The following is a 20,035-nucleotide window of genomic DNA, read 5'->3' as shown; positions in this document are numbered from 1 at the left end:
CCGATTCAGTCTGGACGTACTTTTAAATTTTGCGTAGCAAGTTTGACGCGTCTAATCGTCAATAATTTGGCTAGATTCTTTCGCTATTAACTTTATGCCAAACTATTGACCTTCTGGGTGCCATCCTAAACAATCGCCCCAGTAATGTCACATTGATATTTCCGCGGCGACCCGTCCTTCAGCGTGTGATCCAGTTCCTGTTTTGAACTTTCCGACATACGGTCAATCTGGTTGCCATCATCCGACGCAGCGCCCCGTTTTTGCTGTGATTCAAGACAAGAAGTTCTGGGAAATTCCTACCATGCGTTCGCCCCTGCTTTTCGCCGTACCCTTCGCTCTCGCCGCCTCTTTTGTACAAGCACAATCCTTACCAGAAGCCATGCAGCAGGCATTGGATGTCCATCCGGAGATCCAGGCAGGGGTCAACAGTCGTTTGGCGGCGGATTATCAATTAAGAGCAGCGAAAGGTGGATACCTGCCGAAGGTCGATCTGCTGGGTGGTTATGGCCGTGAGGGCACCGACAGCGTGACCACGCGCGCCGATTCCGGTAACCACTACGAAACCCTGAACCGCAGCGAGTCAAGTTTACGTCTCTCGCAAATGGTTTTTGACGGTTTTGCCACTTCCAGCGAAGTCGGGCGTCAACAAGCCACCGTTAACTCCCGCGCTTACTCGTTGCTCGGCACTTCCGAGCGCACCGCGTTGACCGTCGCCCAGGTTTATCTGGACGTGCTGACCCGCCGCGAGTTCGTGCGTCTGGCCGAAGAAAACCTCAAGAGCCACCAGCGCATCTACGATCAGATCCAGTTGCGCACTCAGCGCGGCGTCGGCAGCGGCGCCGACCTTGATCAGGCCGAAGCGCGTATGGCTCAGGCCCGCAACAACCTGATCACCGAGCAAACCAACCTCGCCGATTCGGAAACCAACTTTCTCAGCGCCGTCGGCCAGATGCCTGACCAACTGGAGCGCCCGGCGCCGTTCATCGCGATGATGCCGGCCAACCTCAATGAAGCGCGCACGCAGATGGTCGAAAACAGCCCGATCCTGCGTTCGGCCGAGTCCGATATCGCCGCTGCCGAGAAGCAGTACGAGACCGCCAAGTCGACCTTCTACCCGCGTTTCGACGCTGAACTGGGCCGCACCGCCGACAACGATATCGATGGCCAGAACGGTCACAACAACGAGTGGCAAGCCATGCTGCGCATGCGCTTCAACCTCTATTCCGGTGGCAGCAACAAGGCTGATCTGGAATCGAAGTCGTACCTGTCGAACCAGGCGTTGGACATCCGCAACAACGCCCTGCGTCAGTTGAACGAAGAGCTGGGCCTGGCCTGGAACGCTTTGAACAACGCCAACGCGCAGGTGCCGATCGCGCAGCAATACGTCGATCACAGCACCGCCGTACGCACTGCTTATCAGCGTCAATTCAGCCTCGGCGAACGCACCCTGCTCGATTTGCTCGACAGCGAAAACGAGCTGTTCACCGCATCGCGGCGTCTGGCTGAAATCAAAAACATTCAGTTATTTACTCAGTACCGAATCAAGGCGACCATGGGCGAGTTGCTCAGAAGCCAGGGAGTGGTCGCGCCGTTGGCATCCGTTGTGCAGAACGACGTGAAGCCCAAGGTTCAGCTGCCTGGGATGAATTGAGTTATCCCTTTCAACTGTTAAAGAGTGTCGAGCGTGGAATCAGAAGTCAGTCGAGTTCATCTCAGTCATGATCCACGCGCGTTGCACGACGATCCGTTACTGGACGGTCTGCTCGCCCTTTGCATGCTCCATCAGAAGCCTGCCAGCGCGGCGATGCTAACCACCGGCCTGCCGCTGCCCAAACAACGTTTGAGTGTCGAGTTGCTGCCCCGCGCGGCGGCTCGCGCCGGCCTGCAAGGGCGGGTGTTGCAGCGCAAACTGGAAGAAATTCCGGCGATCGCCATGCCCGCGCTGTTGCTGCTCAAGGATGGCCGCAGCGCCGTCCTGTTGGGCTGGCAAGGTGACGACGAAGCGCGGGTGCTGCTCAGCGAAAGCGACGGCGGCGAATCCGTGGTCAGTCGCGAACTGCTCGCCGACGATTACACCGGCAAAGTCTTCTTCGCCCAGCCGCAACACAAATTCGACGTTAACCACGGCACGCTGATTCCGCGCGCTCGCTCGTGGTTCCGCGACACCCTCAAGCGTTCGCGCTGGCTGTACGCCGATGCGATTGCCGCAAGTTTCCTGATCAACATCATTGCGATGGCCGCGCCGCTGTTTGTGATGAACGTCTACGACCGCGTGGTGCCGAACCAGGCCGAAGCGACCCTGTGGGTCTTGGCCCTCGGGATTACCGGCGCTTACCTGTTCGACCTGATCCTCAAGAGCCTGCGCAGTTTGTGCCTGGATCTGGCCGGCAAGAAAACCGACCTGATCATCTCGGCGACGCTGTTCGAGCGCATCGTCGGCATGTCGATGAAGTATCGCCCGGCCCGAGTCGGCAGCTTTGCGCAGAACATTCATGAGTTTCAGAGCCTGCGCGATTTCCTCGCCTCGCTGACCCTGACCAGCCTGATCGACCTGCCGTTCACCATCCTGATCTTCATCGTCATCGCCATTCTTGGCGGGCATCTGGTGTGGATTCCGGTGCTGGCGTTCCCGATTGCCTTGCTGATCGGCTACGCCTTGCAGAAGCCGCTGGTGGCCACCATGGAACGCACCATGGCCCTCGGCGCCGAGCGTCAATCGAGCCTGATCGAAACCCTCGCCGGTCTCGACGCGGTCAAGGTCAACAACGCCGAAAGCGAACGCCAGTACCAGTGGGAACAGACCATCGGCACCCTCAGCCGCCTCGAACTGCGGGTGAAAATGCTCTCCGGTCTGGCGATGAACATCACCCTGCTGATCCAGCAACTGGCCGGGGTGATCATGATCGTCTTCGGCGTGTACCAGATCATCGACGGGCATCTGAGCATGGGCGGTCTGATTGCCTGCTACATGCTCAGCGGCCGCGCGCTGAGCCCGCTGGCCTCGCTGTCCGGTCTGCTCACGCGCTATCAACAGGCGCGGGTGACCATGACCTCGGTCGATCAAATGATGGAGCTGCCGCAAGAGCGCAACTTCGAAGAGCGCCCGCTGAGCCGCAAGGTTTTGCAAGGTGCCATCGAGTGCCGCCAACTCAACTTCACCTACCCGGAACAACAGAACCCGGCGCTGAAGAACATCAACCTGGTAGTTCGTCCCGGCGAAAAAATCGGCATCATCGGTCGCAGTGGCTCGGGCAAAAGCTCCCTGGCCAAACTGCTGGTTGGCCTCTATCAGCCGGACGATGGCGCCTTGCTGGTCGACGGTGTGGACATTCGCCAGATCGACGTCAGCGAGCTGCGCTACAACATCGGCTATGTGCCACAAGACATCCAACTGCTGGCCGGCACCCTGCGTGACAACCTGGTTTCCGGTGCGCGTTATGTAGAAGACGAACTGGTGCTGCAAGCCGCCGAACTGGCCGGCGTCCACGAATTCGCCCGTCTGCACCCGCAAGGCTACGAGCTGCAAGTCGGCGAGCGTGGGCAGAACCTCTCTGGCGGTCAACGGCAGAACGTCGCCCTGGCCCGAGCGCTGCTGCTCAATCCGCCGATTCTGCTGATGGATGAACCCACCAGCGCGATGGACAACACCGGCGAAGAACGCCTCAAGCAACGCCTCGCGGCAGTGATTGAAAACAAGACCGTGATACTGGTCACGCACCGGGCTTCACTGTTGTCGCTGGTCGATCGCCTGTTGGTGGTCGACCGTGGTCAGATTCTCGCCGATGGCCCGAAAGCCGCCGTGATGGAAGCGTTGAAGAAGGGGCAGATCAGTGTTGCTTAAGTCGGGTGTCAAGGATTCGATCCGTCGCTACTTCAAGGGCTCGGCATCGTTGCAGGGCCAGCCGCTGCCGGAGGTCAACAAGGCGCTGATCGAGGACGCCCCGCGCGTCGTACGCCTGACCATTTGGGCGATCATCGGCTTCTTCATTTTTCTTATGCTCTGGGCCAATTTCGCCGTGATCGACGAAGTGACCAAGGGCGACGGCAAGGCGATTCCGTCGTCGAAGATCCAGAAAATCCAGAACCTTGAGGGCGGGATCGTCTCCGAACTGTTCGTCAAGGAAGGCCAGATCGTTGAGGCCGGCGCACCGCTGATTCGTCTCGACGACACGCGATTTGCCTCCAACGTCGGCGAAACCGAGGCCGATCGTCTGTCGATGTTGCTGCGCGTTGAGCGTCTGAGCGCCGAAGTCGATGACCGTCCGCTGAATTTCCCCGAGGACGTGCTGAAAGCCGTGCCGGGTCAGGCGAAGAGCGAAGAGTCGCTGTACATCAGCCGCCGCCAGCAACTGCACGACGAGATCGGCGGTTTGCAGGAGCAGTTGATTCAGCGTCAGCAAGAGCTACGCGAATTTGGCTCCAAGCAGGGTCAATACCGCCAGCAACTCGGCTTGCAGCGTCAGGAAATCAATATGTCCGAGCCGCTGGTGGCGCAGGGCGCAGTTTCGCCGGTTGAAGTCTTGCGTCTCAAGCGTGCCGAGGTGGAAACCCGTGGTCAGCTCGATGCCACAACTTTGGCGATTCCGCGTGCCGAATCGGCGATCAAGGAAGTGCAGCGCAAGATCGACGAGACGCGCGGCAAATTCCGCAGCGAAGCGCTGACCCAACTCAACGAGGCGCGCACCGACCTGAACAAGGCCAGCGCCACCGGCAAGGCGCTGGAAGATCGCGTCAGTCGTACGCTGGTCACCTCGCCCGTGCGGGGCATCGTCAACAAGTTGCTGGTCAACACCATCGGCGGCGTGATCCAGCCGGGCAGCGATTTGGTGGAGATTGTGCCGCTGGACGACACCTTGCTGGTCGAAGCAAAAATCCGCCCGCAGGACATCGCGTTCCTGCATCCGGGCCAGGAAGCCACGGTGAAATTCACCGCGTACGACTACACCATTTATGGTGGCCTGAAAGCCAAGCTTGAGCAGATCGGTGCCGACACCATTACCGATGAAGACAAGAAGACCACGTACTACGTGATCAAGGTGCGTACGGAGCGCAGCCATCTGGGTACGGATGACAAGCCGTTGCTGATCATTCCGGGGATGGTCGCGTCGGTGGATATCATTACCGGCAAGAAATCGGTGTTGAGCTACCTGCTCAAGCCGATCATCCGCGCGCGGGCTGAGGCGTTGCACGAACGCTGATCCCCCAATAACCCTGTAGGAGCTGTCGAGTGAAACGAGGCTGCGATCTTTTGATCCTGTTTTTTAACAGCAGAATCAAAAGATCGCAGCGTGCCGCAGCTCCTACAGGGATGTCCGCAAAAGGGTGAGGAAGTGACAAAAACCGTCACTCACCACCCAGTCCATTCCTCACCATTCGCCATATCGTTATTCATTAACGGTATTTAATTTCCGATTCTTATAGCTATAAAGTCACTCCCCTGCGTACCTGCCGACCAATCGGCGCGCCGCACGACCTGAACCGACACGCAATCCAGCGTGAGTGTCTGATCGACGAGCGCGCCCATGAGCGCGCCGTGCGTGGGAGATTGAAAGATGTCCGCAGCTACTGCTACCCCAAGCGCCGCGAGCGCCGCGCCGCAAACCTTCGAAATTCGCCCGTTCAGCGGTGCCGTTGGCGCCGAGATCATTGGCCTCGACCTCACCCGGCCGATCAATGATCAAGACTTTACGCGCATCCATCGCGCGCACCTCGACCACCACGTCGTGGTATTCCGCGATCAGCAAATCACCCCGCAACAGCAGATCGACTTCAGCCGCCGCTTCGGTGTGTTGCAGATCCACGTGCTCAAGCAGTTCCTGCTGGCCAATCACCCGGAAATTCTCATCGTTTCCAACATCGTCGAAAACGGCCAAAACATCGGCCTCGGCGACGCCGGCAAATTCTGGCACTCCGACCTTTCTTATAAAGAGCTGCCGAGCCTTGGCTCGATGCTGCATGCGCAAGAGCTGCCTTCCGAGGGCGGCGACACCTTGTTCGCCGACATGCACAAAGCCTGGGACAGCCTGCCCGCCGAGCTGCGTAAAGCAGTCGAAGGGCGCAGCGCTGCGCATTCCTACACCGCGCGTTACAGCGAAACCAAATTCGAAGGCAACTGGCGCCCGACGCTGACCCCGGAGCAACTCGCTCAGGTCGCGGAAGTGGTGCACCCGGTGGTGCGCACGCACCCGGAAAACGGCCGCAAAGCGCTGTTCGTCAGCGAAGGTTTCACCACGCGCATCGTTGGTCTGCCGGACGACGAGAGCCAGCAACTGCTGAGCGAGCTCTACGCCCACAGCGTGTTGCCGCAAAACATCTACCGCCATCAGTGGCAGCCCCACGACCTGGTGTTCTGGGACAACCGTTCGCTGATCCACCTCGCCGCCGGCTGCCCCGCGCACCTGCGCCGCAAGCTGTATCGCACGACCATTCAGGGCGACGCGCCTTTCTGATTTGCCGGAGATTCGATCATGTCCAAACGACTTCCATTTGCCCCGCTGGCCGCCGCCATCGGCCTCGGTTTCAGCCTGATTGCCGGCAGCCTGGTCGCACCGACCGTGGCCCACGCCGAAGGTGAAATCCGCATCGCCGAACAGTTCGGCATCGTCTATTTATTGCTCAACGTGGTGCGCGATCAGGGCCTGATCGAGAAGTACGGCAAGCAGGAAGGCATCGACATCAAGGTCGACTGGACGCAGCTCTCGGGCGGCGCTGCGGTCAATGATGCGCTGTTGTCCGGTTCCATCGACATTGCCGGTGCCGGCGTCGGGCCGCTGCTGACCATCTGGGATCGCACCCACGGCAAGCAAAACGTCAAAGCCGTCGCCTCGCTGGGCAACTTCCCTTACTACTTGGTCAGCAACAATCCGAAGGTCAAAACCATCGCCGATTTCACCGAGAAGGATCGCATCGCAGTGCCAGCGGTTGGCGTGTCGGTACAGTCGCGCTTCCTGCAGTACGCGGCGGCCAAGCAGTGGGGCGACAAGGAATTCAATCGCCTCGACAAATACACCATCGCCGTTCCGCACCCGGACGCCACGGCTGCGTTGATCGCCGGCGGCACCGAGCTGACCGGGCATTTCTCCAACCCGCCGTTCCAGGATCAGGCGTTGGAAAACCCTAACGTTCACGTCGTGCTCAACTCGTATGACGTGCTCGGCCCGAACTCGCCGACGGTGCTGTTCGCCACCGAGAAATTCCGCGAGGAAAACCCGAAAACCTACAAAGCCTTCGTTGAAGCACTGACCGAGGCGGCGCAATTTGCGCAGAACGATAAGGGCGCAGCGGCCGACACTTATATCCGCGTGACCAAAGCGAAAATCGACCGCGCAGCGTTACTGAAAATCATCGACAACCCGCAGTTCGAATTCAGCGTGACGCCGAAAAATACTTATCCACTGGCCGAATTCCTCTACCGCGTCGGCGCGATCAAAAACAAACCTGAATCGTGGAAGGACTATTTCTTCCAGGACGCCAAACCGCTGCAAGGGAGCTGATCGAGATGAACGCCCCTTTGCAAGGCCACGCGGCCAGCAACCTGATCGTCAACCGCGAAGCGCTGTTGGCGGTCGATCATGTCAGCCTCGAATACCGCACGCCGCAACGTGTGGTACGCGCCACGCACCAGGTCAGTTTTGAAATCGACCCGGCCGATCGTTACGTGCTGCTCGGCCCCTCCGGTTGCGGCAAGTCCACCTTGCTCAAAGCGGTCGCCGGGTTCATTCAACCGTGCGAAGGCGAGATCCGTCTGCAAGGCCAGCGCGTCGACGCGCCGGGGCCAGACCGGATTGTGGTGTTTCAGGAATTCGATCAACTGCCGCCGTGGAAAACCGTCAAACAGAACGTGATGTTTCCACTGCTCGCGTCGCGCACGCTGAAGAAAAAAGAGGCCGAAGAACGCGCGCTGCACTATCTGGAAAAGGTCGGGTTGGCGGCGTTTGCCGATGCTTATCCGCACACGTTGTCCGGCGGCATGAAAGCGCGCGTGGCGATTGCACGGGCGTTGGCGATGCAGCCGAAAATCCTCTTGATGGACGAACCGTTCGCCGCGCTGGATGCGCTGACCCGCCGCAAGATGCAGGAAGAATTGCTGCTGCTCTGGGAAGAAGTGCGTTTCACCTTGTTGTTCGTCACGCACTCGATTGAAGAGGCGTTGGTGGTCGGCAATCGCATCCTTTTGCTGTCGCCACATCCGGGGCGGGTGCGCGCCGAAGTGCACAGCCATCAATACGATCTGCACAGCCTCGGTGGCGTGGCGTTTCAGGAATCGGCGCGGCGCATTCATCGTCTGCTGTTCGACGAAGGCCAGTCGCCGGAAACCGAGCGTGAGCACGACTTCAACGACATTCGCATCGCCTATTGAGCGGCCAGGAGGATCAACCCGATGAGCCAGTCATCATCTGTGCGTGAAGAATTCGAAATTGTTTTAGAGCCGCTGACTGAAGTGCCGGTCGAACGCGAACTTTCCCTCGGTACGCGGCTATGGCAACAGGGTTGGCTGCGCAAAAGCCTGATCCTGATATTGCTCGCGGTGCTTTGGGAAATCGTCGCGCGTGTGCAAAACAACGATCTGTTGCTGCCGAGTTTTCTGCAGACCAGCCATGCGTTGTACGACGGCCTGCTCAGCGGCGAGTTGCTGAGCAAGGTGTGGATATCCTTGGTGGTGCTGCTCAAGGGTTATCTGATCGGCATCGTTCTGGCGTTTGCCCTGACGACACTGGCGGTGTCGACCCAGTTTGGGCGCGATCTGCTGAGTACACTGACCTCGATGTTTAACCCGTTGCCGGCGATTGCCCTGCTGCCATTGGCGTTGCTGTGGTTTGGGTTGGGGCAGAACAGCCTGATTTTTGTGCTGGTGCATTCGGTGTTGTGGGCGTTGGCGCTGAATACTTATGCGGGGTTTCTCGGGGTGTCCGAGACGCTGCGCATGGCCGGGCGTAATTACGGTTTGAAGGGTTTGCGGCTGGTGTTGTTCATCCTCATTCCTGCGGCGCTGCCGTCGATTCTGGCCGGGCTGAAAATTGGCTGGGCGTTTGCCTGGCGCACGTTGATCGCGGCGGAATTGGTGTTTGGTGCGACCAGTGGCAAGGGTGGCTTGGGCTGGTACATCTTTCAGAATCGTAATGAGCTGTACACCGACAAGGTGTTTGCCGGGTTGGCGGTGGTGATTCTGATTGGCTTGCTGGTGGAGAATCTGGTGTTTGACACGCTGGAGCGGGTGACCGTGAAGCGCTGGGGTATGCAGCGCTGACCTGAAAAGATCGCAGCCTTCGGCAGCTCCTACAGGGGATCGCATTCAATGTAGGAGCTGCCGAAGGCTGCGATCTTTTGATCTGATAGGATTGCACGCAGATCAATCCTGATCCGCCACGAGTGCTTGCCATGCAGCTCCCGGACATGAACCTTCTGGTCGCCCTCGACGCTTTGCTCGACGAGGGCAGTGTGGTCGGCGCCGCGCGGCGGATGAACCTCAGCCCCGCCGCGATGAGCCGCACCCTCACGCGCATCCGCGAAGCCATCGGCGATCCGATCCTCGTGCGCGCCGGCCGTGGCCTGGTGCCAACCCCCAAAGCACTGGAGCTGCGCGAGCAGGTGCGCGACGTCGTCGAACAAGCCGCGCTGCTGTTCCGCTCCGCTGACACGGTGGAATTGGGCACGCTGCGCCGACGCTTCAGCATCCGCGCCAATGACTTTTTCATCGGCGTCTACGGCGGCAAGCTGTTCGACACCCTCGACCAACAAGCACCGCACTGCGAGCTGCGTTTTGTCCCCGAGGGCGATGGCGATGATGAAGCGTTGCGCGAAGGACGGATCGACCTCAGCGTCAGCAACACCCGGCCGGTCAGCCCTGAAGTGAAAGTGCAGAATCTGTTTTCCACGCATTTCGTTGGGCTGGTTCGTGAAGATCATCCGCTGCTTGACGGTGAGATAACCGCTGAACGCTACGCCGGGTTTTCCCATATCAGCATGTCGCGCCGTGGTATCGCGCGGGGCCCGATTGATACGGCGTTGAACGCGTTGGGGCTGGAGCGGCGGGTGGCGGTGATTGCGCCGAGTTTTCATGCGGCGATGTTTGCCTTGCCGGACTCGGATTTGATCCTGCCGGTGCCCAAGGAAGCGCTGCTCAGCGTGCGGCGATTGGGTTTGAAACTGCGCTCGTTCGACCTGCCAATTCCGCTGCCGACCTTGATGCTGACCCAGGCCTGGCACCCGCGTTTCGACAAGGATCCGGCACACCGCTGGCTGCGTGAAACCCTGAAAACCTGCTGCGACGAAACCTGGCTGGCCGCGCAACCTTAACAACAGATCAAAAGATCGCAGCCTTCGGCAGCTCCTACATTGGAATGCAATTCCTGTAGGAGCTGCCGAAGGCTGCGATCTTTTGCTTTCAATCATTGTGTCTGGCGCACTTATAACCTGCCAATAAGTCAATTTTCGTCAGCGATAAGCCCCACTAAAATGCTCCGGTATTTCCCACCCCCGGAGTTTTCATTCATGACATCCCTGACGGTCTCGGCGCCCCTCGCTGCGGCCAGCCCGGCGACGGCGGCCGCGCCTCCGGTGTTCGGGGCGCGGATCATCACCGGTCTGGTCGGCGTGCTGCTGGCGGTGCTGGTGTCGGGCCTCAACGAGATGGTCACCAAAGTGGCCCTCGCCGACATCCGTGGCGCGCTGCACATCGGTTACGACGAAGGCACCTGGCTGGTCGCCAGTTACACCGCCACCTCGGTCGCGGCCATGGCGTTTGCGCCGTGGTGCTCGGTGACCTTCTCGCTGCGCCGCTTCACCCTCTGCGCGATCGGCCTGTTCACCGTGCTCGGCGTGCTGTGCCCGTTCGCGCCGAATTACGAAAGTCTGCTGTTGATGCGCATCCTGCAAGGCCTGGCCGGCGGCGCGCTGCCGCCGATGCTGATGACCGTGGCCCTGCGCTTCTTGCCGGCAAATATCAAACTCTACGGTCTGGCCGGTTACGCGCTGACCGCGACTTTCGGCCCCGGCCTTGGTACGCCGCTCGCCGGTTTGTGGACGGAATACGTCGGCTGGCAATGGACGTTCTGGCAAATCATCGTGCCGTGCCTGATCGCCATGGCGATGGTGGCTTACGGCATTCCGCAGGATCCGCTGCGCCTCGAGCGCCTCAAGACATTCAACTGGAAAGGCCTGCTGCTGGGCTTTCCGGCGATCTGCATGTTGGTGATCGGTTTGCTGCAGGGCAATCGACTGGACTGGTTCGAATCGAGCCTGATCTGCGGCTTGCTCGGCGCTGGTTCGCTGTTGCTGGTAGCGTTTTTGATCAATGAATGGTCGCAGCCGATTCCGTTTTTCAAATTGCAGATGCTCGGTATTCGCAACCTGTCATTCGCCCTGATGACCCTGGCCGGTGTATTGGTGATTTTGCTGGCGGTGGTGCTGATTCCGTCGAGTTATCTGGCGCAGGTGCAGGGTTATCGCCCGGTGCAAACCGCGCCGATCATGCTGCTCGCTGCGTTGCCGCAGTTGATCGCGCTGCCGCTGGTGGCGGCGCTGTGCAACCTGCGTTGGGTCGATTGTCGCTGGGTGCTCGGGATCGGTTTGAGCATGTTGGCGCTGTCGTGCCTCGGTGGTTCGCAACTGACGTCGGCGTGGATTCGCGACGATTTTTATGTCCTGCAGTGGCTGCAGATTTTCGGTCAGCCGATGGCGGTGTTGCCGTTGTTGATGCTCTCGACCGGGAGCATTTCGCCGCTGGAAGGGCCGTTCGCGTCGGCGTGGTTCAACACGGTGAAAGGCCTGTCGGCCGTGGTCGCCACCGGGGTGATCGAAGCGCTGACCACGTCGCGTCTGCATTTCCATTCGAACATGTTGATCGACAGCCTCGGCAATTCGCCGCTGGCCGATCGCAGCGATCCGGGCCTCGCCCATCGTCTGCACGAACAGGCCGTGGTGCTGACTTCTTCCGATCTCTATGTGTGCATGGCTGGCGTCGCGGTGATGCTGATCCTGCTGATTTTCTGGCTGCCGACGCGGATTTTTCCACCGCGCGCGCCGACCTGATTGCTGCACTGAACAATGAAGGTTTTTATGACGACTCAAGCAAAGCAAAAACTCGCCGTGGCCGTGGCCGCCGCGCTGGCCGTGGGCGTGTTGGTGTATCTGGCGATGCCGGGCCTGTTTGGTAAACGCACCCAGCAAAATACCAACGACGCGTTCGTCTCCGCCGACTACACCCTGGTGGTGCCGCGTGTGGCCGGGTTTATCAAAGAAGTGCTGGTCGAAGACAACCAGCGCGTAAAGGCCGGGCAGTTGCTGGCGCTGATTGATGATCGCGATTTGCGTGCATCTGCCGAAGCGGCGGACGCGCAAACGCTGGTGGCGCGTGCGCAGTTGCAGAATGCCAAAGCGACGCTGGAACGGCAGACCTCGGTGATCGCTCAGGCGCAGGCATTGGTGGTGTCGGCCAAGGCAGAAATGGCCTTCGCCCAGCAGGAATTGAATCGCTACAACCATCTGGCTGGCGTCGGTGCCGGTACTGTGCAGAACGCGCAACAGGCGCGTACGCGTATCGATCAAGCGACGGCGCACCTCGATACCGCCACCGCGAAACTGGCGGCGGAGCGCAAGCAAGTCGACATTCTGACCGCCCAACGTGATGCCGCCGAAGGCAGTCTGAAACACGCACAAGCGGCGCTGGAAATCGCCAGTTTCGAGCTTTCCTATACGCGCATTACCGCGCCGCAGGACGGCATGATCGGCGAGCGTGCCGTACGCGTTGGCGCCTATGTAACGCCGGGCAGCAAGTTGCTAGCGGTGGTGCCGTTGCAGCAGGCGTATGTGGTGGCGAATTTTCAGGAAACTCAACTGACGGATGTGCAGCCGGGGCAGGAGGTGCAGGTGCGTGTCGACAGCCTGGGCGGTGAAGCCTTGAGCGGTCGCGTCGAAAGCATTGCGCCGGCCACGGGTGTGACGTTTGCAGCGGTGAAGCCGGACAACGCCACGGGTAACTTCACCAAGGTCGTGCAGCGGATTCCGGTGAAGATCATGCTCGAGCCGGGTCAGCCCTTGGCTGAGCGGTTGCGGGTGGGCATGTCGGTGGAGGCGCGGATTGATACCGCGAGTTCGGCGAAGTCTGTGCGTGAGGTAACTCAGCGATGAACAGTGTTGACCGCACCGACGCCTTCGCGAGCAGGCTCGCTCCCACAGGGAAAACGCAATCCAAAATGTGGGAGCGAGCCTGCTCGCGAAGAGGCCAGTTGCAGCAACTCACTCTAAGTGCCTTGCTTATGGCCAGTCTCACCGCCTGCACCGTAGGCCCAGACTTCCAAAAACCCCAAGCCACACAAATCAGCGACTGGGCCAAACCCGCCAAATCAGCCCCGAGCCAAGCCGTCAGCGAACCCCTCAACGAACGCTGGTGGGAAGTCTTCCACGACCCGCAACTTTCCGCGCTGACCCAACGTGCGGTGAAGAGCAACCTCGACCTGCAACTGGCCAGCCGCCGCCTGCAACAAAGCCGTGCCGCCCGCCAGGTCATCAGCGCCGACCGCTACCCGAACACCGCCGCCACCGGCAGTTACGGACGCGAACGCAACAGCGGCAAAGGCCTGAGCGATCCATCCGGACTCGACGGTGATTCCGCCTTCAACCTGTGGGACGCCGGTTTCTCCGCCTCCTGGGAGCTGGATTTCTGGGGGCGCGTGCGCCGCGAAACCGAAGCCGCCGACGCCAATCTCGAAGTCGCCGAAAACGACCGTCGCGGTGTGCTGCTGGCCGTGCTCGCCGACACCGCGCAAAACTACATTCAGTTGCGCGGCGTACAAAACACCCGCGCCGTCACCGAGCAAAACCTCGACGTCGCCCGACACAGCCTGAACCTCTCGCAGCTGCGTCTGGCCGACGGCGTCGCGACTGATCTGGACGTCGCCGAAGCCGCCGCGCAAGTGGCTGCCATCGAATCGCGCTTACCGGCGCTGGAGCAACGCCAATCGCAACTGATCAACGCGATCAGCCTGCTGATGGGCGAACCACCGCAAGCCTTGGCCAAAGAGTTATCCACAGATGCTGCCGTGCCACAGTCGCCGCTGCAAGTCGCCATCGGCCTGCCGTCGCAACTGGCCGAACGTCGTCCGGATATCCGTCAGGCCGAATCACGCCTGCACGCGGCCACCGCCAATATCGGCGTCGCCAAGGGCGATTTCTATCCGCGCATCACCTTGTCCGGCAACCTCAGCTCGCAAGCCATGCAGCTTAGCGACTTTGGCTCGTGGGGCTCACGCGCCTTCGGCATTGGCCCGCAATTCAGCCTGCCGCTGTTCGACGGCGGACGCCTGCGCGGCGTATTGCAATTGCGCGAAGCCCAACAGCAGGAAGCCGCCGTCGCTTATCAGCAGACTGTGTTGCGTGCCTGGCACGAAATCGACGATCAACTGACTGCTTACAACGCCAGCCAACGCCGCCGCGACAGCCTCGCCGAAGCCGTACGGCAAAACCAGATCGCCCTGCGCACCGCGCAACAGCAATACGTCGAAGGCGTGGTCGATTTCGTCAACGTCCTGACGGTGCAGGGTGCTTTGTTGGCGACGCAGGAACAGTGGGTCGAAAGTTCGACCGGCGTTTCGTTGGCGATGGTCGGGTTGTACAAGGCATTGGGCGGGGGATGGGAGTCGGTGTATCCGGCGCAAGTAACTACCAATAATCCGGTTTGATCGCTGGTTTTTTGTGAGTGGCTACTTGTTTTGGAAACTGATGAAGTCTCAGCTCTTCAGTCGAAATAACGCGTCTCAACCAGTTTGAGTTGTCTTTCAATGAGCCTGGGGGCGGGCGGATAGATCCGGTCCGATGAGGAAGGATCACTCCAATGATCAGGGCAGGAAAATCTGTTCGGAGCGCCTTCAGAGCAGGTGTCATGTCGGTATCACTGGAAACCAGAATGATTTGATCAATGCGCCCTGCATCTTCGGACATTGTTTGCCGGCTTGCAGTGCGATACATGCTGATTGCTATATGCACATCGGTTTCTTTTTCTTCCAGTTTCCAGATATCGACTTTGTCTTGACGTGACGCATGGGTGTTCCTATCTATAAACCTTGGTGCTTTGGCTGGCTCTAATTGATGCCGTCCGAAATGCACGGTGACTTTGCTCGCTCGCAATGCCCTTATGTAGGCATCTTGTGCTTCCTTGGAAACGCGGCCGCGAGTTGCCAACTGGGGTTTGATTGGAGAAGTGAAGTAGTCAATCGAGACTATTGAGCTCTGAGGGTTTTCGATGAGGGCAATATGCGTCAGCAGGCTGTGCAAGTTCAGCCATTTATAGGGTGTGCCAGCGAGCAAGCCGTAAAACAGGTTGTAGCCATCAACAAAAAATGCGGTGCGCACAAAAAATCCTCAGAAACGAAAAAACCGGCCTAAGCCGGTTTTTTCATCCCCAACTGCCAGCGAACTGAATCGCTACGTACGGGGTTGAGTAAGGCAATCCTAGATTGAGTGCGTCATGCAGGTCAATCACCAAATAATTGCGGGCTCACTCCACTGGTTTATTTCCAGCACCGGCTTGCCAGTTTTGGCTACCAATGCCGACTAGGGTCAAGCCATTTAAGGGCGCCAATATTAGAAGTTGTTGCAGAAAGAGGTACATTCGGCCCGTGTTTACTTCCATAGGTAGCCTGTCTATCGCCTTATTCGCAATGCGCTATCGGTAGCATTCCTAACTCGTGTAGGAAAGCGGAGCCTGCCTACATCTCTTAAACGGTCATTGAGCGGCTTTCTCTTTTGAAACATTACATTTCCGAAGAGTGATGGCCTTTCGCTTGACGCTAACCCCCGCTGTCGTAGACTCCGCACATCCGTCAGGGAGTAGCGGTTATGCAGCGTTTTCGTGGTTGGGTTGTCGGATTGACCTTAGTTACGTGTGCAGTTCAGGCGCAAACGCCCGGGCCAGACGATCCGCTGCTGGATAATCCGGGGACGGCGGCGGCCACCGTGAGCAGTGAGGCGCGCGGGGTGTTGCGGGCGCGTGATCAGGCGACGCTGGCCAGTGAGCTTTCCGGGCGGATTGTCGAGTTGCCCTTCAGCGAGGGCGAGTCGTTCAAGAAGGGCGATACGCTGGCGAAGTTCGATTGCTCGGCCTATCAGGCGCAACTCAATGCCGCACAGGCGGCCAGTCGTGGTGCTGGTGAAGAGCTGGCGCACAACAAACAGTTGGCCGCCCTCAATTCTGTCGGCCGATTCGAAGTGGCGCGGGCCGAGGCCAAGGTCAGCGAAACCCAGGCGCAATCCCAGGTTTATCAAGTGCAGGTCAAGCGCTGCAGCGTGGTCGCGCCGTTCGACGGGCAAGTGGTCGAACGTAAAGTGCAGCGCTATGAAAGCGTGCCGGCCGGCGCACCGCTGCTTGATGTCGTCGATAACCGTACCCTCGAAATTCATTTGCTGGTGCCGTCACGGTGGATGGCACGGCTCAAGCCTGGCCAGACCTTCAGCTTCGTTCCCGATGAAACCGGCCAGCCGATCGATGCCACCGTCAAACGCCTGGGCGCGCGAATCGATGAGGGCAGTCAGACCCTGTTGCTGGTCGCCACACTCCCCGAAGCCAAAGGCTTGCTGGCCGGCATGAGCGGCACGGCACGTTTCCCGGAGCTTAAGTGAACGCCCCGGTGAGCGGCGGCGCCGAGCAGGTATTCGCCAGGTTTCTTGACCTGGAACGCCAGACCCGCGCTGCCCGCGACGCCTCGCAACTGGCCTACAGCCTGGTCAACGATGGCCAGGCGCTGTTTGGCTTTCGTCATGCGGCGTTGTTGATTGCCGGCAAGGTGCAGGCGGTCACCGGGGTCAGTGCGGTGGAGCCCAACGCGCCGTTCGTGGCGTTCGTCGAGCAGGCCGTGGCGCAGTTGTTCAAACAGGGTGTGCTGCAGCAGGCGCGGGTAATTGCCCCGGAATTGCTGAATGACAGCATCCAGGCTGACTGGCGCACGCTGTCGGCGGCGCAGGTGTTCTGGCTGCCGCTGATCGACCGCGACGCTCAGGTGTTTGGCGGTTTGTGGCTGGCGCGCGACGTGCCGTGGAACCCTTCCGAGCAAGTTCTGCTGTCGCAATTGGGCGACACCTACAGTCATGCCTGGCTGGCGCTGCAACCGCGCAAACCGTGGCGGTTGCGCTGGACCCGTAAACGCCAAGTGGCGCTGGTCGCGGTGCTGTTGCTCGGGCTGTTGATCCCGGTGCGCCAATCGGTGCTGGCCCCGGCTGAAGTGGTGCCGCTGGGCGGCCGCGTGGTGGCGGCGCCGCTGGACGGGGTGATCGCCGAGTTTCTGGTCAAACCCAATCAAACAGTGAAAACCGGTGATGTGCTGGTGCGTTTTGAAAGCACCACGCTGAAGGCGCAGGCCGATGTCGCCGAGCGTGCGCTGGGCGTGGCCGAGGCGGAATTGAAATCCAACTCGCAGCGCTCGTTTGCCGACGCGGAATCCAGCGCCAAGGTCGATTTGCTCGCCGCCCGCGCCGAACAGAAACGCGCCGAACGCGACTACGCCCGCGAGCTGCTCAACCGCAGCGAAGTGCGCGCCGAACGCGACGGCATTGCGGTGTTCGCCGACGCCGAACGCTTGACCGGCAGACCGGTACAGACCGGCGAGCGCCTGATGGAAGTCGCCGATCCGAGCCAGGCCGAGCTGCGCATCGAACTGGCCGTGGGCGATGCGATTGCCCTTGAGCCCGGTGCCGAGGTGGCGCTGTTTCTCGACAGCGATCCGTTGAAGCGCCATCTCGCCACGCTGGAACGCTCGGCTTACGAAGCGCAACCGACGGCGGGCGGGCAACTCGCTTACCGGCTCGACGCCAACTTCGCCGAGGCGCCGCCGCGTATCGGCCTGCGCGGTACGGCGAAGATTTTCGGTGATCGCGCGCCCTTGGCGCTGTATCTGCTGCGTCGGCCATTGGCAGGCCTGCGTCAGAGCGTGGGCCTGTAAATGAACCTGCCGAGCCTGCGTGCCGACCTGCAATTGTCGTCCGCGGCGCCGGCCCTGGACGGTTCGCCGCGCTGGATCCTGGCCGATCCGGTGCGCGGACGTTATTTCAAACTCGGCACGGCGGCGATGCGCCTGTTGCGCCACTGGTCGTTGGGCGATGCCGAACAGGTCTTGCGCGCGGCCAATCGCGAACCCGGCCTGCCGCTGGATGGCAGCGAGCTTGAGCAGTTGCTGGAGTTTCTTCGCGGTCACGATTTGATCAGCGCGCTCGATGACCAGCAGCGCGCCAGCTACCGGCTCAAGGCGTTGGCGCAGCAGCAAAGTCTGTGGCAAATCCTTCTGCATCAATATTTGTTTTTCCGCATTCCGCTGTGGCGCCCTGACGCTTTTCTCAATCGTGCCTGGCCATGGCTGCAGCGCTTCGGTCCGCGTCTGCTGCGTTACGGCTTGCCGGCAACGCTGGCGTTGGGCGTATTTCTGGTGTCGCGGGACTGGCAACGCTTTGTCGGGACGTTTCCCCACCTGTTCAGCCTCGGCGGCGCCATGGCGTTCGGTGTGGCGCTGTTTTTCGCCAAGCTTTGCCACGAATTCGGTCATGCGTTCATGGCCAAGCGTGCGGGCTGTCGGGTGCAGAGCATGGGCGTGGCATTCATGGTTTTGCTGCCGATGTTCTATACCGATGTCAGCGACGCCTGGCGGGTCAATGACCGCCGCGCGCGGTTGCTGATCGGTGCCGGCGGTGTGCTCGCGGAATTGCTGTTGGCGTGTATCGCATTGCTCGCGTGGTCGTTGTTGCCTGACGGTCCCGCCCGCACGGCGGCGTTCATGCTCGCCAGCGCGACATGGATCACCACGCTGGTGGTCAACCTCAATCCGTTCATGCGCTTTGACGGGTATTTTCTGATCAGTGATTTTTGGCAAGTCGACAACTTGCAGGGTCGCGCGTTTGCCCTGTGTCGCTGGCGACTGCGGGAGTTTTTGTTTGGCTATGGCGCACCCGCGCCGGAGCCTTGGTCGCCGAAGATGCAACGGCGTTTGCTGATCTGGGGGTATGGCTCGTGGTTGTGGCGTGCGGCGTTGTTTTTCGGGATCGCGCTGGCGGTCTATCACCTGTTCTTCAAGGTGTTGGGGATCTTCCTGATGCTGGTGGAACTGGTGTGGTTCATCTTTCTGCCGATCATGCGTGAGTGGCGCCAGTGGTGGAGCCGTCGCGAGCAGGCGCACGCTCCGCGCGTGTTGCTCAGTGCATTGGCGCTGCTCGGGCTGTTGCTGCTGCTGATTGTGCCGTGGCGCAGTTCGGTGGAGCTGCCGACGATGCTTGAGGCCGGACGCGCCAGTGCCTTGCATGCGCCGACGGCGGCGCGGGTCAAAGCGGTGAAGGTGACGGATGGGCAGCAGGTTGCGCAGGGCGATGTGCTGATCGAGCTGGAGTCGCCGGATCTCGAATCGCGTCTGGCGATTGTCCGCCGCGAAATCAAGATTCAGCAGTTGTTGATGCGCCGCCAGGCCAGTCGCAGTGAAACCGCCGCGGACGCCGGCATCGTTGAGCAACGCCTGGCAGAAGCGGTGGCCGAGTACCGTGGCTTGAGCGCCCAGCGTGAACGCTTGCTGTTGCGTGCGCCGCATGCCGGCAGCGTGCGCGATCTGCTGCCGAACATGACGGTCGGGCGCTGGTTATCGACCCGCGATGCGCTGGCCCGGGTGGTCGAAGACGGCGCACGGCTGCGCGGATATCTGGCCGAAGCCGAGTTGTGGCGAGTCAAACCGGGGGCCAATGGCCGTTTCATCGCCGATGACCCGATGCACCCGGCGCTCGCCGTGCAATTGAATGAAATCGACACCAACGGCGTGGCTTACGTCGATCAGGAGGCGTTGACCTCCGATCACCACGGGCCGATCGCCGTGCGTCGCGATCAACAGCAGCGGGCGGAGCCGGTGCAGGCGCAATATGGCGTGCGCCTGAGTGCATTGACGACGGCCTCGACCCCGACGCAACCATTGCGCGGCGTGGTGGTGTTGCAGGGCCGCGGCGAATCGCTGCTGGGTGTGGCGTGGCGCCGGGTGGCGGCACTGGGCGTCAGGGAAAGCGGTTTCTAGGGAGAGCA

15 protein-coding genes are annotated in these 20,035 nt (G+C 60.4%); 14 read left to right on the top strand and 1 reads right to left on the bottom strand.

The features are described from left to right. The first annotated feature begins 301 nt into the window (after window positions 1-301). The 11 genes from ACP3TY_RS24880 to ACP3TY_RS24830 all read left to right on the top strand — a co-directional run bounded on the left by ACP3TY_RS24880 (window position 302) and on the right by ACP3TY_RS24830 (window position 14,678). Window positions 302-1,651, top strand: coding sequence for a TolC family outer membrane protein (locus tag ACP3TY_RS24880; protein ID WP_053116433.1), 1,350 nt, complete (start codon window positions 302-304; stop codon window positions 1,649-1,651). 33 nt (window positions 1,652-1,684) lie between these two features. Beyond that, the gene (locus tag ACP3TY_RS24875; protein WP_159814722.1) at window positions 1,685-3,841 is read left to right on the top strand and encodes a type I secretion system permease/ATPase; all 2,157 of its coding nucleotides are present in this window, start codon (window positions 1,685-1,687) and stop codon (window positions 3,839-3,841) included. After that, on the top strand, window positions 3,831-5,198 hold the full coding sequence (locus tag ACP3TY_RS24870) for an HlyD family type I secretion periplasmic adaptor subunit (RefSeq protein WP_426618714.1): 1,368 nt from the start codon (window positions 3,831-3,833) through the stop codon (window positions 5,196-5,198). The genes ACP3TY_RS24875 and ACP3TY_RS24870 overlap by 11 nt, the downstream gene beginning before the upstream one ends. Before the next feature lie 354 nt (window positions 5,199-5,552). Continuing rightward, window positions 5,553-6,449, top strand: a complete 897-nt coding sequence (locus ACP3TY_RS24865) for a TauD/TfdA dioxygenase family protein (protein WP_426618713.1) — start codon at window positions 5,553-5,555, stop codon at window positions 6,447-6,449. 18 nt (window positions 6,450-6,467) lie between these two features. Then, on the top strand, window positions 6,468-7,493 hold the full coding sequence (locus tag ACP3TY_RS24860) for an ABC transporter substrate-binding protein (RefSeq protein ID WP_053116437.1): 1,026 nt from the start codon (window positions 6,468-6,470) through the stop codon (window positions 7,491-7,493). A 5-nt stretch (window positions 7,494-7,498) separates the two neighbouring features. Next, window positions 7,499-8,359: an ABC transporter ATP-binding protein gene (locus tag ACP3TY_RS24855; RefSeq protein WP_400751064.1), complete on the top strand. Its 861-nt coding sequence runs from the start codon at window positions 7,499-7,501 to the stop codon at window positions 8,357-8,359. A gap of 21 nt (window positions 8,360-8,380) precedes the next feature. Next, window positions 8,381-9,247: an ABC transporter permease gene (locus ACP3TY_RS24850; protein ID WP_212546384.1), complete on the top strand. Its 867-nt coding sequence runs from the start codon at window positions 8,381-8,383 to the stop codon at window positions 9,245-9,247. Between the two features lie 131 nt (window positions 9,248-9,378). Continuing rightward, window positions 9,379-10,296 carry a LysR family transcriptional regulator gene (locus ACP3TY_RS24845; protein ID WP_053116440.1) on the top strand — a complete coding sequence of 306 codons (918 nt, stop codon included), beginning with the start codon at window positions 9,379-9,381 and terminating at the stop codon, window positions 10,294-10,296. A gap of 195 nt (window positions 10,297-10,491) precedes the next feature. Continuing rightward, window positions 10,492-12,030, top strand: coding sequence for an MFS transporter (locus tag ACP3TY_RS24840; RefSeq protein ID WP_426618712.1), 1,539 nt, complete (start codon window positions 10,492-10,494; stop codon window positions 12,028-12,030). A gap of 27 nt (window positions 12,031-12,057) precedes the next feature. Continuing rightward, on the top strand, window positions 12,058-13,128 hold the full coding sequence (locus ACP3TY_RS24835; RefSeq protein ID WP_426618711.1) for an HlyD family secretion protein: 1,071 nt from the start codon (window positions 12,058-12,060) through the stop codon (window positions 13,126-13,128). Beyond that, window positions 13,125-14,678: an efflux transporter outer membrane subunit gene (locus tag ACP3TY_RS24830; protein ID WP_426618710.1), complete on the top strand. Its 1,554-nt coding sequence runs from the start codon at window positions 13,125-13,127 to the stop codon at window positions 14,676-14,678. The genes ACP3TY_RS24835 and ACP3TY_RS24830 overlap by 4 nt, the downstream gene beginning before the upstream one ends. On the opposite strand, the gene ACP3TY_RS24825 is transcribed toward ACP3TY_RS24830, so the two are convergent. Beyond that, window positions 14,659-15,348, bottom strand: coding sequence for an NYN domain-containing protein (locus tag ACP3TY_RS24825; RefSeq protein ID WP_212546380.1), 690 nt, complete (start codon window positions 15,346-15,348; stop codon window positions 14,659-14,661). The two genes, ACP3TY_RS24830 and ACP3TY_RS24825, sit on opposite strands and share 20 nt — an antisense overlap. Before the next feature lie 486 nt (window positions 15,349-15,834). Here ACP3TY_RS24825 and ACP3TY_RS24820 point away from each other — a divergent pair, with 486 nt between their 5' ends. The 3 genes from ACP3TY_RS24820 to ACP3TY_RS24810 are packed head-to-tail and all read left to right on the top strand — an operon-like array spanning window position 15,835 to window position 20,027. Further along, window positions 15,835-16,614: an efflux RND transporter periplasmic adaptor subunit gene (locus ACP3TY_RS24820; protein WP_038367377.1), complete on the top strand. Its 780-nt coding sequence runs from the start codon at window positions 15,835-15,837 to the stop codon at window positions 16,612-16,614. Beyond that, window positions 16,611-17,930, top strand: coding sequence for an efflux RND transporter periplasmic adaptor subunit (locus ACP3TY_RS24815; protein WP_008080331.1), 1,320 nt, complete (start codon window positions 16,611-16,613; stop codon window positions 17,928-17,930). Before ACP3TY_RS24820 ends, ACP3TY_RS24815 begins: the two co-directional genes overlap by 4 nt. Next, on the top strand, window positions 17,931-20,027 hold the full coding sequence (locus tag ACP3TY_RS24810; protein WP_426618709.1) for a biotin/lipoyl-binding protein: 2,097 nt from the start codon (window positions 17,931-17,933) through the stop codon (window positions 20,025-20,027). Window positions 20,028-20,035 lie beyond the last annotated feature (8 nt).

The organism is Pseudomonas rustica, from assembly GCF_049959085.1.
Classification (GTDB): Bacteria; Pseudomonadota; Gammaproteobacteria; order Pseudomonadales; family Pseudomonadaceae; genus Aquipseudomonas; species Aquipseudomonas rustica.
This window is presented reverse-complemented; position numbering and strand designations above follow the sequence as displayed.

Excerpts from the sequence above, each read along its gene's own strand:
- ACP3TY_RS24845 (WP_053116440.1), top strand. The coding sequence starts at position 9,379 with ATGCAGCTCCCGGACATGAACCTTCTGGTCGCCCTCGACGCTTTGCTC.
- ACP3TY_RS24855 (WP_400751064.1), top strand. The coding sequence starts at position 7,499 with ATGAACGCCCCTTTGCAAGGCCACGCGGCCAGCAACCTGATCGTCAAC.
- ACP3TY_RS24830 (WP_426618710.1), top strand. The coding sequence starts at position 13,125 with ATGAACAGTGTTGACCGCACCGACGCCTTCGCGAGCAGGCTCGCTCCC.
- ACP3TY_RS24850 (WP_212546384.1), top strand. The coding sequence starts at position 8,381 with ATGAGCCAGTCATCATCTGTGCGTGAAGAATTCGAAATTGTTTTAGAG.
- ACP3TY_RS24865 (WP_426618713.1), top strand. The coding sequence starts at position 5,553 with ATGTCCGCAGCTACTGCTACCCCAAGCGCCGCGAGCGCCGCGCCGCAA.
- ACP3TY_RS24835 (WP_426618711.1), top strand. The coding sequence starts at position 12,058 with ATGACGACTCAAGCAAAGCAAAAACTCGCCGTGGCCGTGGCCGCCGCG.
- ACP3TY_RS24820 (WP_038367377.1), top strand. The coding sequence starts at position 15,835 with ATGCAGCGTTTTCGTGGTTGGGTTGTCGGATTGACCTTAGTTACGTGT.
- ACP3TY_RS24880 (WP_053116433.1), top strand. The coding sequence starts at position 302 with ATGCGTTCGCCCCTGCTTTTCGCCGTACCCTTCGCTCTCGCCGCCTCT.
- ACP3TY_RS24860 (WP_053116437.1), top strand. The coding sequence starts at position 6,468 with ATGTCCAAACGACTTCCATTTGCCCCGCTGGCCGCCGCCATCGGCCTC.
- ACP3TY_RS24840 (WP_426618712.1), top strand. The coding sequence starts at position 10,492 with ATGACATCCCTGACGGTCTCGGCGCCCCTCGCTGCGGCCAGCCCGGCG.
- ACP3TY_RS24810 (WP_426618709.1), top strand. The coding sequence starts at position 17,931 with ATGAACCTGCCGAGCCTGCGTGCCGACCTGCAATTGTCGTCCGCGGCG.